The organism is Bradyrhizobium diazoefficiens USDA 110 (assembly GCF_000011365.1).
Classification (GTDB): Bacteria; Pseudomonadota; Alphaproteobacteria; order Rhizobiales; family Xanthobacteraceae; genus Bradyrhizobium; species Bradyrhizobium diazoefficiens.
In genome coordinates this window covers 3,659,793-3,675,300 of record NC_004463.1, presented here as the reverse complement: position 1 = coordinate 3,675,300, position 15,508 = coordinate 3,659,793, and the positions used below count along the sequence as shown (strand labels likewise).

The window sequence follows — 15,508 nt, the reverse complement described above, 5'->3', positions numbered from 1 at the left end:
GAGGCCTCAGATCACCGAGCCGCGCGCGGCGATGCCGCCGTCGATCGTCACCACCGTGCCGGTGATGTAGCCGGACCTCGGCGAGGACAGGAAGGCGACGAGATCGGCGACCTCCTCCGACGTCGCGGGGCGCTTGCCGGGATATTTGTCGAACAGCTCCTCCCAGCGGCTTTCGTCGCCGAGCATGTCGATCGCCTTGCGCTTCATGATCTTGAGCATGCGGTCGGTGGCAACCGGCCCCGGATTGACCGCGACGACGCGCACGCCGTGATCGAGGCTGCGGCCGCCGAGCGCCTTGGTGAAGGACATCAGCGCCGCGTTGCCGGTCGAGCCGGCGATGTAGCTCGCGTCCCAGTTCTCGCCGGAATTGCCGATGATGTTGATGATGACGCCGTCCTTGCCCTTCATGCGCGGATAATAAAGACGCGACAGCGTGATGTAGCCGAACACCTTGAGATCGAAGCCGCGCCGCCAGGCGGCATCATCGAGGATTTCCAGCGAGCCGGCCGGGATGTCGCCGGCATTGTTGACGAGGATGTCAATGTCGCCGACCTCGGCCGCGAGCTTCTCCATCGCGGCCGTGCTCGACAGGTCGAGCGCGTGGATGGTGATCTTCACGCCAAAGCGGGCTTCCAGATCACGCTTGGCCTGGAGCATCGCCTCGCCATTGCGGGCGGCCAGATGCAGGTGACAGCCCTCCGCGGCGAAGAGCTCGGCCACCGCAAGTCCAATTCCTTTCGACGCGCCGGTGATCAGGGCGGTCTTGTTCGTCAGCTTCAGGTCCACTCCGGGTCTCCAGGATGCAAGCTAGATATACAAGGTCTAGCAATTTGCATACCAAGCGACCCGAGGGGTCATTCGAAGGCGGCGAGGAAGTCCAGAAGGTTGTCGCCGAGCAGGTTGACGTGGTCCCGCATGGCGCTGTGCGCCCGCTCGGGATCGTGGGCCAGGATCGCCTGCATGATCGCCTCATGCTCGCGAACGGTGTCGGCAATCCGGTTCGGCATGCGCGTCACCCGGCGGCGATACGCCGCCACCTGGTTGCGCAGCTTGCGGGTCTGCTCGGCCAGGAAGGCGTTGCGCGAGGCCTCATAGATCGCCTCGTGAAATTCCTGGTTGATGTCGTAGAAGACATCGATGTCGCCGGTTTCACCTGCCGCCACAAGCCGCTGGTGAATCTCGCCAATTTCAGTCCCCCAGGCCTGGGAGACGCGCCGCGCGGCGAGCCGCGCGCAGAGCCCTTCCAGCTCCGCCATGACCTGGAACATCTCGATCAGCGCCTGCGCCTTGATGCTGCGGACCGTCGCCCCTTGCCGGCCGCGCAGTTCGACCAGATTGTTGGCGGCCATCAGACGGAATGCCTCCCGCACCGGCGTGCGCGAGACGCCGAAGCGCTGGGCGATCTCCTGCTCGTCGAGCCGGCTGCCCGGCTCGAGATGCCCCGCCGCGATCGCCCCTTCGAGCTTCTGGCGCAGGCTCTCGGCGAGCGTCATGCCGGGGCCCGCCGCCAGGGTTTCGTGCCCATTTTTCACGCGCCTGCCTCCGGCATGTGCACCAATATCCGCCATCATGTTTCTCCGATATCGATATACGTATACAAAATGGCACCAACCTTCCAGTGAGCCGGCCGATTTTCTGGCGGAGACGCGTGCATCTCCGGGATATCCACCTGCCAACTCGCAAATCTTATGCCTGATTTGCCGCGAAATCGCACTGGCACACGAGTTGCTAAGAGATTTCGACGCGGTCCGCTTTCGTATGCGAATGGCCGCCGCCATTATACAAGGACATCCCGGTGCAGGCTGCCCGCCTCCCCGATCCCGGACCGGCCATCGAGGCCCCTCAGGCTCACCCGAAGCCTGGGCCGCTGCTCGAGCTGCGCGCGATCGACAAGACCTTCGGCTCCGTTGCGGCACTGTCCGGACTTCAGGCGAGCGTCGCCCCCGGCGAGTTCGTCACCGTCGTCGGCCCGAGCGGCTGCGGCAAGAGCACCCTCTTTAATATTGTCGCCGGCCTGGAAGAGCCCGACGCCGGCGGCATCCTGCGCTTCGAAGGCAAGAGCTGCCACGCCGCCGACCTGCTCGGCCGCGTCTCCTTCATGCCGCAGCGCGACCTGCTGTTTCCCTGGCGCAATGTCGTCGACAACGCCATCCTCGCGCTCGAGGTCGAGGGCATGCCGCGCGAGCAGGCGCGCGCAAAGGCGCTGAAGATGCTGCCCGAGTTCGGGCTCGCCGGCTTCGAGAAGCAATATCCCAACCAATTGTCGGGCGGCATGCGCCAGCGCGTCGCCCTGATGCGCACCTTCCTGTTCGAACGCGACCTGATGCTGCTGGACGAGCCGTTCGGCGCGCTCGATGCGCTGACGCGGGCGATGATGCAGCGCTGGCTGCTCGACGTCTGGCAGAAATACCGCCGCACCATTCTCTTCATCACCCATGACGTCGACGAGGCGATCTTCCTCGGCGACCGCGTGCTGGTGATGACCGCGCGTCCCGGCTCGGTGAAGCTCGAACAGGTCGTCGACCTGCCCCGCCCGCGCCGGCCCGAAATCGTCACCTCCCCCGAATTCGTGCGCCTCAAGCGCACGCTGCTCGATGCGATCGAGGAGGAAAGCATGAAGTCGTTCCAATCCTCCATCGCGCAGGAGAAGACGCCGTGAATGCGATGTCAGCGAGAGAGCCGCAAGCCGCGCCGCGCGGCATCGAACCGGCCGAGTGGGATGCCCGGGTCAAGCTCGCGGCCTGCTATCGCATGGTCGCCAAGCTCGGGATGGACGACCTGATCTACAACCACATCTCCTTGCGCGTGCCCGGCCACGAGGACCAGTTCCTCATCAATCCCTACGGCCTGCTGTTCGACGAGATCACGGCATCGAGCCTGGTCAAGATCGACACCAAGGGCAACAAGCTCGACGACACGCCGCAGGCGGTCAACGTCGCGGCCTTCGTCATCCATGCCGCGATCCACACCGCGAACCACGACGCGGCCTGCGTGCTGCACACCCATTCCGACGCGAGCGTCGCGGTCTCAGGGCAAGAGAAAGGCCTGTTGCCGCTCAGCCAGTTCGCGATGCGCTTCTACGACCGCCAGGCCTTTCACGACTACGAAGGCGTCGCCATCGACCTCGACGAGCAGGTTCGCCTGGTGCGCGACCTCGGCCCGCACAAGGTGATGCTGATGCGCAATCACGGCATCCTCACCGTCGGACGGACGCCGGGCGAGGCCTTCATGCTGCTGTATTATTTCGAACGCGCCGCGCGGATCCAGCTCCAGATGCAGGCGGCGGCCGCAGCCGGCGCCAAGCTGGTGATGCCGCCGCACGAGGTCTGCGAGAAAGCAGCGCGCCAGTTCTGGGAATTGCAGGGCGACATCCTCGTGCCCGGCGAACGCGAATGGCCGGCGCTGATGCGCCAGCTCGACCGCACCGATCCGTCCTACCGCCATTGATTTCACCGCCTGGAGTTTGACCATGTTGAGCCGACGCCACGCCCTCTCCGTCCTCTCCGCCATCGCACTGGCGACCGGCTCGCTTGTCACGGCCGCGCCCGCCGCCGAATTGCAGAAGGCCAGCCTGCGCTTGAAATGGCTGCCGCAGGCGCAGTTCGCCGGCTTCTACGTTGCGGCGGCCAAGGGCTACTACAAGGCCGAGGGCATCGACCTCACCATCAATCCCGGCGGACCCAACCTGCTCACCGAAAACTTGGTCGCGACCGGCGCCGACACGTTCGGCCTCTCCGGCGGCACCGACAGCGTCTTCGCGGCGCGCGACAAGGGACTGCCGATCGTCTGCATCGGCGTGTCGCACCAGATCACCCCGTTCATCTTCGTCACCCGCAAGGACGGGCCGGTGAAGACGATCCAGGATTTCAAGGGCAAGACCGTCACCACCTGGTTTACCGGCGCCAACCATGTGCTGAACGGCATGCTGGCCAAGGAAGGCATCAAGCCGGATGAGTTGAAGATCCAGCCGCAGCAGGTTTCGGTGACGCCCTTCGTCGACGGCAGCGTCGATGTGGTCACGGCGACCTATTACAACGAGTTCTACACCATCCAGTCGCGCATGCCGAAGGACAGTTTGAAGACCTTCGTCGCCGAGGACTACGGCATCACCTTCCCGCGCGACACGCTGATCGTGGCCGAGGCGACCGCCAAGGAGAAGCCGGAGCTGGTCAAGGCGTTCCTGCGCGCTTCTCTCAAAGGCTGGAAGGACGCCTTCGCAGACCCCAAGGGTGCCGTCGATACCGTGATGGCCGCGGCTCCGACGCTCGACCGCGCGCAGCAGGAGTTCATGCTCACCGAGGTAAAGCGCCTGATGACCGCAGGCACGGCGGCGAAGAACGGCATGTTCTGGATCGATGCCGACGCGGTCAAGACCGCCCACGACTTCTTCCTGAAGTACGGCGTCATTTCCAAGCCGCTGGATCTTGCCGCCGCGTATGATGCAAGCTTCATCCAGAGCGTTCCGCTGGCGGACCGGCTGCCGTGAGCAGCCCTTCGGCGGCATCGCTTGGCAAGAGCTGGGTTGCTGCGCAGCGCATCGCGATGCCGGCTTCGTTGCGCAAGCTGGTCCGGCTCCTGCTGGGCCTTGCGATTGCGGCGGTGATCTGGGAAGGCTCGGTGCAGCTGTTCGGCATCCGGCCTTATTACCTGCCGCGCCTCAGCACGATCCTGATGGCGATCGCGGCGACGCCTCGCGCCTATGTCGACGGCTTCCTGCGCACGCTCGCCGAAACGCTGATCGGCTTTGCTTCGGGCGGGGCGTTCGGCGTGCTCATGGGCGTCGTGTTCTTCCGCATCCGCGCGCTGCGCGAGATGGTGTTTCCGATCTTCGTGGTGTCGCAGACCATTCCGGTCATCGCCTTCGGGGCGCTCGTGGTGCTGTGGTTTGGCAATACACTGCTCGCCAAGGCGATCATCGCGTTCTATTTGACCTTCTTTCCGGTGACGGTGAACACGCTGCTGGGCCTCGAAACCGTCGATCCCAAGCAGGTCGCCTTGATGCACAGCTTTGGCGCTTCCAACCGCCAGCTCCTGCTCCGCTTGCAGCTTCCAACCGCACTGCCACAGATCTTCGTCGCGCTGCGCCTTGCTGCATCGCTGAGCCTCGTCGGGGCCATCGTCGGCGAATGGTTCGGCGACACCACCGGGCTCGGCGTGCTGCTGCTCCAGGCCATGTTCACCGAGAACGTCGTCGCGATCTGGGCCGCCCTGCTCGCCGCGGCGCTGCTCGGCACCGGCTTCTATGCGGTGGTCGCCGCGGTGGAGCGACGGCTGGTGTTCTGGAGCGCCGAGCAATGAGCCGCGCGATCGCCTCCCCCTCGCTCGCCGTCCAGCGCGGTATTCTCGGTGCCGTCCTGCTGATCGCGTGTTGGGAAGGCGCGGCGCGCGGACTGCATCTGCCGGCCTATGTCCTGCCCGCCGTCACCGACATCCTCGCCGGCCTCTGGTCCAAGCGCGCGACGCTCATCGACGCTGCCGGTTACACCCTGCTCGAAGCGCTGGTCGGCTACGGACTCGGCTGCCTGATCGGTATCGGCCTCGCCGTCGCAATCGCATTGGTTCCGGCGCTTCGCAGTGCGATCCTGCCGCTGGCCACCGCGATCAATTCGGTGCCCGTGGTCGGCTATTCGCCGCTGATCCTGCTCTGGTTCGGCATCGGCGTCAGCTCGAAGATCGTGATGGTGGCGATGGCGGTGAGCTTCACCATCCTGCTCTCGATGCTGGCCGGGCTCGACCGTGTCGACCGCCGCGCCGTCGATCTCATGAAGAGTTTTGGCGCAAGCCGCTTCGGTGTGCTGTGGCGCCTGCGCCTGCCGACGGCCCTGCCACTGCTGCTCGCGGGCATGCGCGTCTCGACGGTGCGCAGCGTGATCGTCGCGATCGTCACCGAGATGCTCGGCGCGCATGGCGGGCTCGGCTGGGTGATCTACCAGGCCGTGCTCCAGATCGACTTCGTCCAGGTCTGGGCGGCGATCGTCGTCGCATCGGCGGCGAGCCTCGCCTTCTTCGGCCTGATCGGTTTCCTCGAACGCAAGATCCTGTTCTGGACATGACGCCATGAAACGACAGATGCATCTCGGCCTGTTCATCCTGGGAACCGGCAGCCACGTCGCCGGCTGGCGCTATCCAGGCGCGGTCGACAGCTTCCAGGACTTTGCAGCGATCCAGGAGATCGGCCGCACCGCCGAGCGCGGCAAGTTCGACTTGATCTTCATGGGCGACAATCTCTATGCCGATGCCGCCGCCCATCCCTCCTACACGCTGCGGCTCGAGCCGTTGACGATGCTGGCCGCGCTCGCGACTTCGACCAGCCATATCGGGCTGGGCGCCACCGTCTCGACCACCTACAGCGATCCGTTCTCGGTCGCGCGCGTGTTCGCCTCGCTCGACCACATCTCCAGGGGCCGCGCGGCGTGGAATGCGGTGACGACGGCCAATCCGGCGACCGCTGCGAATTTCGGCACCACCCATCCCGACCACGCGCGGCGTTACGAGATGGCCGGCGAGTTCCTCGACGTCGTCAAGGGCCTGTGGGACGGCTGGGCGGATGACGCCATCGTCGCCGACCGCAGCAGTGGCGTCTACATCGATCCGGCAAAACTCCGCCCGATCGACCATGACGGCGCCTTCTTCAAGGTAAAGGGCCCGCTCAACATCGGCCGCAGCCCGCAAGGTCGCCCCGTGGTGCTCCAGGCCGGCGGTTCCGAGGCCGGACAGGCGCTCGCCGCGCGCACCGCCGATATCGTGTTCTCGGTGGTGCAGGATCTCGAGGAGGCCAAGGCCGGTTACACCTCGCTGAAGACGCGGCTGCCGGCCTTCGGCCGCAAGACCGACGATGTCACGGTGCTGCCGGGCGTGATGCCCGTCGTCGGCCGCACCGACAAGGAGGCGTTCGAGAAGCTCAACGTGCTCCAGAGCTTTGTCAGCGGCAGCAATGCGCTCGCGATCCTGTCCGATCGCTTCGGCCGGGACATGTCGGCCTGCGATCTCGACGGGCCGATCCCGGACATCGCACCGTCCGACAGCTATCACAGTTTCGCCAGCGTCATGCTCGCCAAGGGCCGCCGCGAGAACATGACGCTGCGCGATCTCTACAATCTCACCGCCGCCGCCCGCGGCCATTGGGTGCTGTGCGGCTCGGCCGAGCGCATCGCCGATACGCTCGAGCAATGGTTCGAGCAGCACGCCGCCGACGGCTTCAACGTCATGCCGCCTTATTTCCACGAAGGGTTCGAGGATTTCGTCGAGCTCGTCGTACCCATCCTGCAGGAGCGTGGGCTGTTCCGCGCGGACTATGAGGGGACGACGTTGCGGGATCACCTCGGCCTTGCGCGGCCGGCCAATCCGTTCTTCGCGGCTTAGAAGATGATGAAGTCAGGTCTGACTGCGAGCCGCGAGGCAGGTACGCTCCCTCTCCCGCTTGCGGGAGAGGGTTGGGGAGAGGGTGTCTCCGCGGTGGGATTCCCCAAGAGGATAGAACCCTCACCCGGCGCAAATGCGCCGACCTCTCCCGCAAGCGGGAGAGGTGGCCGATCCCGCCGCGAGATCGAGTCAACCAAAAGCCATCAGGCTTCAGAGCGCGCCGGCGCTCCGCAGCGCTTGCTCGAGTGCCCGCAACTCATTTGAAGTTGCCCGCGGCTGCGGCGGTCGCGCCGCGTCACATGAGAGACGCCCAAGCAATTTCAGGCAGGCCTTGAGTCGCACCGTCGCGCGTCCTCCCGGCGCATCGCGATAGATCGCGACCGCAAGCGGATAGAGCTTCTCGTGCGCGGCCCGCGCCCGCTCCCAATCACCGGCTTCAGCCGCATTCCAGAGGCTGACGACAAGCTCCGGCACGACGCAGGCAAGGCTGACCTGGCTGCCGGCCGAGCCGACGAGGTAGCTTGTCAGCAGATGTTCGTCGCCGGAGCCGAGCACGATGAACTCCGGACGCAGCTTGCGGATCAGCCGCAGGTTCTGTTCGTACGTCGCGACCTCCCAGCTGCCCTCCTTGATCGCAACGAAGCGAGGGTCGGCAACCAGTTGCTCCAGCAGCGACGGTGCATAAGCCATGGCACCCGCACCGACCGGCGCGGCGTAGAGCATCAGCGGCACGGAGGTGGCATCGCGGATATGGCGGTGATGTGCGATGACACAATCATCGGCGTGTGCGAGCGCCCAGCTGTTGGGAGGAAACACCAGAAGCCCGTCCGCGCCCGCCCGCTCCAGCACAGCCGCCTCGCGCGCGGCCTCCAGGCTCGATTCGTGATTGACGCCAGAGACGATCAGGCAGTCTTTCGGTGCGTACTCGCGCGCCAGCTCCACCACGCGCTGTTTTTCGGCGAGCGACAGCACAAAATTCTCACCGGCATGGCCGTTGACCAGGAGCCCATTGATGCCCGGCGTGGACGCGACCGCGGCGAGATGCGCCGCCAGACTTGTCTCATCGATCTCGAACTCAGCCGTCATCGGCACGATCGTGGCGGCATGAATGCCGCGAAGGCGATCGCTGAATGTTTGCGTCATCTCGCCGGACACCGCAGCCGCGCCCGCTAATGGATGATCTGGTCGAGGAACGTCCGCGCCCGTTCGGACTTCGGATGCTGGAAGAACTCCTCCGGTGCGGCCTGCTCCACGACCTTGCCCTCGTTCATGAACACGATGCGGTCGGCGACCTCGCGGGCGAAGCCCATCTCGTGCGTCACGCACAGCATGGTCATACCCTCCTCCGCGAGCTTCTTCATGGTCTCCAGCACCTCCTTGACCATCTCGGGGTCCAGCGCGGAGGTCGGCTCGTCGAACAGCATGATCTTCGGCCGCATGCACAGCGCGCGTGCGATGGCGACGCGCTGCTGCTGGCCGCCCGAGAGCTGCCCGGGAAATTTTTCGGCCTGGTCCGGAATGCGGACTTTTGTCAGGAAATGCATGGCGAGGTCCTTGGCTTCTGCCTCGCTCATGCTGTTCACGGTCATCGGGGCCAGGATGCAGTTCTCCAGCACGGTCATGTGCGGAAACAGATTAAAACTCTGGAACACCATGCCGGTGTCGCGCCTGACCGCGTCGATGTTCTTGCGCTGGCGATCGAGCTCGACGCCGTTGACGTAGATCAGGCCCTCGTCGTGCTTCTCGATGTGGTTGATGCAGCGGATCAGCGTCGACTTGCCCGAGCCGGAGGGACCGCAGACCACAATCTTCTCGCCTTTGGCGACCTTGAGATCGACCTCGTTCAACGCGGTGAAGTCGCCATAGTGCTTGTAGACGGCCTCCATGCGAACCGCAGGCACATCGCGGAGCTGCGTTGCACCTTCGACGCCGCTAGCCGCATTCATCGATATCTCGCTCATGCCCGGGCCTCCACGCTCGCCTGCGCAACCGGCGCCCTCGCCGCGACGCGCCTCGACTTCGCAGCGCTCGACCGACCAAAGTGCTTCTCCAGCCGGCGTTGAACCGCATCCCAGACCGAGGTGAGGATCAGGTAATAGGCCGTGGCCGCCGCATAGACTTCAAGGATCTGGAAATGCTCCTGCATCAGCATGTCGCTGCGGCGCATGAGCTCCTCGACCGAGATCACCGAGGCGAGCGACGTCGCCTTCAAGAGCGAGTTGATGGAGTTGCCGAGCGGCGGGATCATCAGCCGGAACGCCTGCGGCAGGGTCACCCGGCGGAACGTCACCCAGGGCGACAGGCTGAGCGCCCAGGCGGCTTCGCGCTGTCCCGCCGAAACGGCCATGAAGCCGCTGCGCACGATCTCGGCGAGGTAGGCCGCCTCGTTGAGGATCAGGCCGACCAGCGCGCAGGTGATAACGGAGAACTTGATCCCCAGCTGCGGCAAGCCGCTGTAGATCACCACGAGCTGGATCAGCAGCGGCGTGCCGCGGAAGAACCAGATGTAGAAGCGCGACGCGCCCGACAGCACCGGGTTGGACGACATGCGCATCAACGCGATGCCCATGCCGAGGATCAATCCGCCGATGACCGCCGCCACCGTCAGGCCGATGGTGACGAGCACCCCCTTCATCAGGAAGTAGTTGAAGAAGTAGTTGACGGCGGCCGTCGGACTGAAATGGCTCATCGGCTCGTCTCCGTAGGTATCAGGCCGGACCCGGGCCGGCGATCGCAAGCGGCTGATCGGCCGGCATGCTGGTCAGGCCGAACTTGTCGAACAGCGCCTGGTAGCTGCCGTCGGAACGCATGGCGTTCAGCGCCTTGACGACGGCATCGACCACCGTCTTGTTGCGGAAACCGAGCGTGGTACGCGCCGTGCCGAGCCCGCTCAATACTTCCTTCACGCGACCACGGCCGGTGAGATCACGCGCCACGCTGTCGACGAGCAGCGCGTTGTCCACCTGCCCGGCCAGCAGCGCGCTGACGACGTTGGTGGCGGTGGGGAAGGTCCGCATCTCGACGGCTGCGCCGCCCTTCGCCACGCTCGCATCGCTGAGCTTCTTGAGCCAATTCATCTGGTAGGTGCTGACCTCGACGGCGGATGTTTTTCCGATCAGATCATTTTCGGTAGCAATTTTTGTGCCGCTGTCGGGCGCAACCACGACCGAAATCGCCTGAATGGCGTACGGCACCATGTACATCAGCTTCGAACGTTCCTCGGTCCAGAACATGCCGGTGTCGATGCCGTCGATGCGGCCCGCGGCCATGGCCGGTATCATCGCCGGAAAATCCATCCGGACGAGTTCGACCGGAAGACACAACCGCTTGCCGAGCTCGGCGGCGAGTTCCACGTTGAGGCCCTGCAACTGGCCGTCCTTGTCGACGAATTGCTGCGGCGGGTTGGTCGGATTGATCGAGAGCTGCAACTTCCCGGGCGCAATCAGATTGTCGTCGGTAATCCCAGGCGTACAGGCCGCATGCGCAGCCGTGGATGCGAAAGCGAGCGCGGCAGCCGCACTCAGGCGAAGCAGTGTCGAGAGCATGTGATACCTCCAGTAAGACGCCAATGACCGATGCAGTCCCTCGCCCGGGATTCCCCTCAATGTTTGTTGGATGCGGCCGGCCGGATCTCACGACACGACAGGCAGCATCGTCTTCGCCCCCTCAAGTCGGTCCCGACGTCGGCTTGAGCTGGATTCGCATGAAGTTCTTCACCAGGGATTCGAACGGACCGAAGCCCTTCACCTTCAGGAACTCCGGCGTTTCGAACGCCCATCGTCCCGCGACTTCGTACATCGCGGCGTATTTCGGCCCGTCGCCGATCGAGACGAAGCGCTTTGCGGACAGCCAGCCGGGACAGGCGAGCAAATCAGGAAAATGCCTCTGCTCGTACCAGGCGTTGAACGCGGCCTCGTGCTCGGGATCGATGTCGACCCGCACGATGTGAATGAAGGCTTCGTCGGCCATGGGTTCGTCCCTCACGCCAGACGAATGTCGCCGGTCGCGCGCGCCGCACCGAGCGTCGTTGCGATGGCGTCGCACAACGCCGGAACGACCGGCAGCAGCGGCGGCCGCGGATCGGCGTTGCCGATCAAGCCGAGCGCCTTGAGCCCGACTTTCATGCGCGTGTGCATGTCCATGATCGGCGCCGGGCCATAGATCGCGCGGACGATTGGATAGAGCCGCTCGTTGACCGCGCGCAGCGCGGTGAGATCGTCGGCGAGCGCCGCCTGCCAAAGCGCGACGAACAGATCCGGCGCGAGGCTGACGAGGCCCGAGAGAATGCCGTCGCCGCCGATGGCGAGCTGCGGCAGGAACCAGTTGAAGTTCGACGGCAGGATCGCAACGGAGGGATCGGCCCGCTTCACCGCCCGGCGATTCTCGTCATAGGCGAAGATGCTGTCGCTGCCCTCCTTGATGGCGATGACGCCGTCGAGCGCTGCGATCTTCGCCAGCGTCTCCGGTGAGTAGCCAAATCCGGACGCCAGTGGATATTGGAAGATCGACACTGGAATGCCGATGGCGGAACTGACCGCCTGCACGAAGGCCACCGGTGCTCGCGAGGTCGCCGATGCACCGCCACCAAGCGGCGCCGGCGGGAACAACACGGCACAATCGGCGCCGGCCGCTTCCGCGAGCTGCGCCTGATGGATCGCTTCCGCGGTGGAATGCGCGATGATGCCTGAAAGCAGCGGCTTGCCGCCGATGTGCTTGCGCGTCCGCTCGATCACCGCCTGCCGCTCGTCGTCCGAGAGCGACCCGCCCTCGCCGGCATGTCCGTTGACGAACACGGCCGCGATTCCGTCCGGACAGGCGCAATAGTCGAGCACGCGAGCGTAGCCGTCCCAGTCGATCGAGCTGTCGTCCTTGAAGGGCAGCACGGTCGCGACCGTGACGCCGCGCAGGTCAGGTTTCCTCATCGGCTTGCTCATGACGGTTTCCGCCGTGGAAATTTCAGGCTCGCGCGCGCCTTCAGCACTTCGAGGCCGCCCTCGTTGCGGGCGCTCGCCTCCCAGATGATGGTGCGGGTCTCGTCGTGCTGCTCGGCGATCCAGACGTCGAAGGTGAGCGTGTCGCCGTAGAACACCGGGCCGGTGAACCAGAAGCGGTCCTCGACAGAGACGCCGATCGTGCCGACCAGTTCGCTGGTGAGGATGCTGGTGCAGAGGCCGGCGACCATGATCCCGGGCGCCAGCCTGCGGCCGAAGCGCGTTGCGCCCGCGTAGACCTCGTCGACATGAACAGGGCCGAAATCGCCGGTCGCAGCAATATAGAGCGCACCATCCGCCTCGGTGATGGTCTTGCTGAGGCTGACCCTGTCGTTCACCTTCAGATCGTCGAAGGATTTCGGCTCGTACATGGCTCAGCCCTTCGCGAACGGAACCAGCGTCGCGGTGCCGTCCACCACGGTCGCCCCCGAGGGCGACAGCGTGCAGGTGACGCGGCAGACCGCGTCATCACCGGCAACCGAGACGATCTCGGCCTTGGCCTCGACGGACTCGCCGACAATCACCGGCGCAGCGAAGTTCAGCGCGATGCTGCCGATCCGCCGCGTCGGTCCGCCGAGCTGGCTGAGGCAGGTCGTGGCAAGGCCGCCGACCGCGAGCTCGAAGGCGACCATGTTGGAGGCGCCGGCCTTCCTGGCGCGGACGGCGTCCACATAGAGACCGCCGAAATTGCCGCTGATGCCGGTGAACATCGCCTGCTCCGCGACCGTCATGGTCTTGCGGAAGGCGAAGACGGCGCCGGGCTTGAGAGGTGCGTGAGACATCGGTCGTTTCCCTAGAGCTGCAAGCCATTCTTGATGGTGCTGCGCGCCACCAGCATGCGGTGGATTTCGGAGGTGCCGTCATAGATGCGGGTGACGCGCGCGTCGCGATACATGCGCTCCAGCGGCAGGTCCTTGCTGAAGCCCATGCCGCCGAACACCTGGATGGCGCGGTCCACGACGCGGCCCTGCATCTCGGAGGCCGCGACCTTGATCATCGAGACCTTGTCGCGCGCATCCCGGCCCTGATCGATGTCCCAGGCGGCGTTCATCACCATCATCTTGACACCGAAGATCTCGGTGGCGGAATCGGCGATGAGTTTCTGCACCATCTGGAAGTCACCGATGAGTTGGCCGAACTGACGCCGCTCGCCGGCATGCTTGCGCATCATCTCGAGCGCACGCTGCGCCATGCCGACGGCACGCGCCCCGATATGGGCGAGACGGATCTGGAGCACGCTCTGCATGATCAGCTTGAACCCGCCGCCGACCTCGCCGAGCACGGCCGCTTTCGGAATGCGGCAGTCCTCGAAGGCCAGCTCGGCGTGGCCATAGCCGCGGTGGCCCATCATCGGCTGCGTGCGTGCGACCTTGAAGCCAGGCGTGCCACGATCGGCCAGAAACAGCGTGATGCCGCCCCGCGCGCGCTTCTCCTTGTCGGTCAGCGCCATCAGGATCACGTAATCGGCGATGTCGCCGTCGCTGATGAAATGCTTGGTGCCGTTGAGCACCCACTGGTCGCCCTCGAGATGCGCGGTCGTGCTGATCGAGGCGGCGTCGGAGCCGGCGCCCGGCTCGGTGATCGCCATGGCGCAGATCTTGTCGCCCTTCACCGTCGGCAGCAGATAACGCTCGACCTGATCGCCCTTGCAGGCCATCAGCATCGGATAGACCTGGCCGAACACGCGGCGGATCAACGCATCGGAGGTCTTGCCGAACTCTTCCTCGACGAGGCAGTGCTCGACGCAGGACAGCCCGCCGCCGCCGACATCCGCCGGCATGTTCATGGCATAAAGACCGAGCTTCTGCGCCTTGGCCTTGGTCACCGCCAGCGCATCGGGCGGCACCTTGGCCGTCTGCTCCACCACGTCTTCGAGCGGCTGCACCTCTGTTTCAACGAAACGGCGGACGGTGTCGACCAGCAGGCGCGTATCCTCAGGGATTGAAAAGTCGATCATCGCGCCACTCCCACCGCCTTGCCGGCGATCATCGCGTCAATGTCGGCAGCGCCGTAGCCGATCTCGCCGAGCACCTCGCGCGTCTGCGCACCTAGCCGCTGCGGCACCAGCCGCACCTCCGGCGTCCGGCCGTCATAGCGAGCGGGATGCGCCACCATCCGGATTTGCGCGCCGCCGGCACTCTCGGCGCTCTTGAACACGCCGAGATGCTTGAGCTGGGGATCGGCCTCGAGGTCGCGATAATCCTGCACCGGCGCGTGCCAGATCCGCGCCGCCTCGAGCGAGGGCAGCCAATCGGCCGTCGACTTCTGCTTCAGACGCGTCGCGACGATCCGCGTGATCTCCTCGCGCTTCGAGAAACTGTCGGCCTCGCCGAACCGCTTCAACTCTTCGCAGTCAAGCCCTGCCGCGAGCGCCTTGGGCGCCGCCATGGAGATCGCGAGATGGCCGTCGGCCGTCGCATGAATGCCGTAAGGCCCGGGGCTGAACCAGGCGGCAATTCCGGCCGGACCGCGTGGCGTCGGCGACGGCGCGCCATTGAGCCAGGCGGTCAGCGGCTCGACCTGGAGATCGAGGGCGGCCTGATAGAGGTTGACCTCGACGAGCTGCCCTTTCCCCGTCCTGGTCCTGGCAAACAGTGCGGCGAGAATGCTCATGGCATAGAGCGAGGCCGCATGCTGATCGACGATCACCGCGCCGACAGCGGTCGGCTCGCCGTCCGCCCGCCCCGTCCGCATCGCAAGGCCCGACATCGCCTGGAGCAGCAGATCCTGGCCGGGACGATCCTTGTAGGGACCTTCCGATCCGAACCCGGTCGCCACCGCATAGATCAGGCCGGGGTTGATCGCCTTGAGAGTGTCGTAGCCGAGGCCGAGCTTGGCCATGGTGCCCGGCCGGAAGTTTTCCATCACGACATCGGCGGTCGCGACCAGCTTCTTCACCGCGGCGATGCCGTCGGGATGCTTGAGATCGACGGCGAGACTGCGCTTGTTGCGCCCGGTCGCCAGGTGATTGACGCTATCACACGCGACGAAATGATTGGCCACCGCCCAGTTGCGCTGAAACGCGCCCTCGATCGGCTCGACCGCGATGACGTCGGCGCCGAGATCGGCGAGCGTCTGTGCGGCCAGCGGGCCCGCGAGGTAATGATTGAAGCTGAGGATCTTGACGCCATCGAGCAGGTTCATCGATCACACCT

18 protein-coding genes are annotated in these 15,508 nt (G+C 65.3%); 6 read left to right on the top strand and 12 right to left on the bottom strand.

All coding sequences use genetic code 11. From position 1 onward, the window contains the following. Nucleotides 1-6: 6 nt before the first annotated feature. Both BJA_RS16465 and BJA_RS16460 read right to left on the bottom strand, forming a co-directional pair. Complete coding sequence (locus BJA_RS16465) at nucleotides 7-786, bottom strand: SDR family oxidoreductase (RefSeq protein WP_011086104.1); 780 nt, start codon at nucleotides 784-786, stop codon at nucleotides 7-9. Nucleotides 787-854: 68 nt separating this feature from the next. Next, the gene (locus BJA_RS16460; RefSeq protein ID WP_197535739.1) at nucleotides 855-1,532 is read right to left on the bottom strand and encodes a GntR family transcriptional regulator; all 678 of its coding nucleotides are present in this window, start codon (nucleotides 1,530-1,532) and stop codon (nucleotides 855-857) included. Nucleotides 1,533-1,795: 263 nt separating this feature from the next. Between BJA_RS16460 and BJA_RS16455 the strand changes: the two genes are divergently transcribed. Genes BJA_RS16455 through BJA_RS16430 form a run of 6 tightly spaced genes read left to right on the top strand, consistent with a single transcriptional unit; the run spans nucleotide 1,796 to nucleotide 7,362 of the window. Beyond that, on the top strand, nucleotides 1,796-2,659 hold the full coding sequence (locus BJA_RS16455) for an ABC transporter ATP-binding protein (protein ID WP_011086102.1): 864 nt from the start codon (nucleotides 1,796-1,798) through the stop codon (nucleotides 2,657-2,659). Beyond that, entirely contained in the window at nucleotides 2,656-3,447 is a 792-nt protein-coding gene (locus BJA_RS16450; RefSeq protein ID WP_011086101.1) for a class II aldolase/adducin family protein, read from the top strand. Before BJA_RS16455 ends, BJA_RS16450 begins: the two co-directional genes overlap by 4 nt. Nucleotides 3,448-3,469: 22 nt before the next feature. Continuing rightward, entirely contained in the window at nucleotides 3,470-4,486 is a 1,017-nt protein-coding gene (locus tag BJA_RS16445; RefSeq protein WP_011086100.1) for an ABC transporter substrate-binding protein, read from the top strand. Next, on the top strand, nucleotides 4,483-5,298 hold the full coding sequence (locus BJA_RS16440; protein ID WP_011086099.1) for an ABC transporter permease: 816 nt from the start codon (nucleotides 4,483-4,485) through the stop codon (nucleotides 5,296-5,298). The genes BJA_RS16445 and BJA_RS16440 overlap by 4 nt, the downstream gene beginning before the upstream one ends. Beyond that, on the top strand, nucleotides 5,295-6,053 hold the full coding sequence (locus BJA_RS16435; protein WP_011086098.1) for an ABC transporter permease: 759 nt from the start codon (nucleotides 5,295-5,297) through the stop codon (nucleotides 6,051-6,053). Before BJA_RS16440 ends, BJA_RS16435 begins: the two co-directional genes overlap by 4 nt. Nucleotides 6,054-6,057: 4 nt before the next feature. Beyond that, nucleotides 6,058-7,362 (top strand): LLM class flavin-dependent oxidoreductase, encoded by a 1,305-nt coding sequence (locus tag BJA_RS16430; protein WP_011086097.1) that lies wholly within the window; start codon nucleotides 6,058-6,060, stop codon nucleotides 7,360-7,362. A 210-nt stretch (nucleotides 7,363-7,572) separates the two neighbouring features. On the opposite strand, the gene BJA_RS16425 is transcribed toward BJA_RS16430, so the two are convergent. From BJA_RS16425 to BJA_RS16380, 10 genes are all read right to left on the bottom strand, one after another. Beyond that, nucleotides 7,573-8,505: a dihydrodipicolinate synthase family protein gene (locus BJA_RS16425; protein WP_038966023.1), complete on the bottom strand. Its 933-nt coding sequence runs from the start codon at nucleotides 8,503-8,505 to the stop codon at nucleotides 7,573-7,575. A 26-nt stretch (nucleotides 8,506-8,531) separates the two neighbouring features. Beyond that, on the bottom strand, nucleotides 8,532-9,323 hold the full coding sequence (locus BJA_RS16420; protein ID WP_011086095.1) for an amino acid ABC transporter ATP-binding protein: 792 nt from the start codon (nucleotides 9,321-9,323) through the stop codon (nucleotides 8,532-8,534). Then, nucleotides 9,320-10,051, bottom strand: a complete 732-nt coding sequence (locus BJA_RS16415) for an amino acid ABC transporter permease (protein WP_011086094.1) — start codon at nucleotides 10,049-10,051, stop codon at nucleotides 9,320-9,322. The genes BJA_RS16420 and BJA_RS16415 overlap by 4 nt, the downstream gene beginning before the upstream one ends. 19 nt (nucleotides 10,052-10,070) lie before the next feature. Beyond that, a complete protein-coding gene (locus BJA_RS16410; protein ID WP_011086093.1) occupies nucleotides 10,071-10,907 on the bottom strand; it encodes an ABC transporter substrate-binding protein in 837 nt (278 codons plus the stop codon). Between the two features lie 121 nt (nucleotides 10,908-11,028). Continuing rightward, entirely contained in the window at nucleotides 11,029-11,331 is a 303-nt protein-coding gene (locus BJA_RS16405) for a DUF4286 family protein (protein WP_038966021.1), read from the bottom strand. A gap of 11 nt (nucleotides 11,332-11,342) precedes the next feature. Further along, entirely contained in the window at nucleotides 11,343-12,284 is a 942-nt protein-coding gene (locus BJA_RS16400; protein WP_236842210.1) for a dihydrodipicolinate synthase family protein, read from the bottom strand. Nucleotides 12,285-12,292: 8 nt separating this feature from the next. Then, entirely contained in the window at nucleotides 12,293-12,724 is a 432-nt protein-coding gene (locus BJA_RS16395) for a MaoC family dehydratase (protein WP_011086090.1), read from the bottom strand. 3 nt (nucleotides 12,725-12,727) lie between these two features. After that, nucleotides 12,728-13,135: a MaoC/PaaZ C-terminal domain-containing protein gene (locus BJA_RS16390; protein ID WP_011086089.1), complete on the bottom strand. Its 408-nt coding sequence runs from the start codon at nucleotides 13,133-13,135 to the stop codon at nucleotides 12,728-12,730. 11 nt (nucleotides 13,136-13,146) lie between these two features. After that, nucleotides 13,147-14,310 (bottom strand): acyl-CoA dehydrogenase family protein, encoded by a 1,164-nt coding sequence (locus tag BJA_RS16385; protein WP_011086088.1) that lies wholly within the window; start codon nucleotides 14,308-14,310, stop codon nucleotides 13,147-13,149. Further along, entirely contained in the window at nucleotides 14,307-15,497 is a 1,191-nt protein-coding gene (locus BJA_RS16380; protein ID WP_011086087.1) for a CaiB/BaiF CoA transferase family protein, read from the bottom strand. Before BJA_RS16380 ends, BJA_RS16385 begins: the two co-directional genes overlap by 4 nt. Between the last annotated feature and the right edge of the window lie 11 nt (nucleotides 15,498-15,508).

Coding starts and splice junctions, on each gene's coding strand:
- BJA_RS16445 (WP_011086100.1), top strand. CDS start 3,470: ATGTTGAGCCGACGCCACGCCCTCTCCGTCCTCTCCGCCATCGCACTG.
- BJA_RS16435 (WP_011086098.1), top strand. CDS start 5,295: ATGAGCCGCGCGATCGCCTCCCCCTCGCTCGCCGTCCAGCGCGGTATT.
- BJA_RS16430 (WP_011086097.1), top strand. CDS start 6,058: ATGAAACGACAGATGCATCTCGGCCTGTTCATCCTGGGAACCGGCAGC.
- BJA_RS16425 (WP_038966023.1), bottom strand. CDS start 8,505: ATGACGCAAACATTCAGCGATCGCCTTCGCGGCATTCATGCCGCCACG.
- BJA_RS16420 (WP_011086095.1), bottom strand. CDS start 9,323: ATGAGCGAGATATCGATGAATGCGGCTAGCGGCGTCGAAGGTGCAACG.
- BJA_RS16415 (WP_011086094.1), bottom strand. CDS start 10,051: ATGAGCCATTTCAGTCCGACGGCCGCCGTCAACTACTTCTTCAACTAC.
- BJA_RS16410 (WP_011086093.1), bottom strand. CDS start 10,907: ATGCTCTCGACACTGCTTCGCCTGAGTGCGGCTGCCGCGCTCGCTTTC.
- BJA_RS16405 (WP_038966021.1), bottom strand. CDS start 11,331: ATGGCCGACGAAGCCTTCATTCACATCGTGCGGGTCGACATCGATCCC.
- BJA_RS16400 (WP_236842210.1), bottom strand. CDS start 12,284: ATGAGGAAACCTGACCTGCGCGGCGTCACGGTCGCGACCGTGCTGCCC.
- BJA_RS16395 (WP_011086090.1), bottom strand. CDS start 12,724: ATGTACGAGCCGAAATCCTTCGACGATCTGAAGGTGAACGACAGGGTC.
- BJA_RS16390 (WP_011086089.1), bottom strand. CDS start 13,135: ATGTCTCACGCACCTCTCAAGCCCGGCGCCGTCTTCGCCTTCCGCAAG.
- BJA_RS16385 (WP_011086088.1), bottom strand. CDS start 14,310: ATGATCGACTTTTCAATCCCTGAGGATACGCGCCTGCTGGTCGACACC.
- BJA_RS16380 (WP_011086087.1), bottom strand. CDS start 15,497: ATGAACCTGCTCGATGGCGTCAAGATCCTCAGCTTCAATCATTACCTC.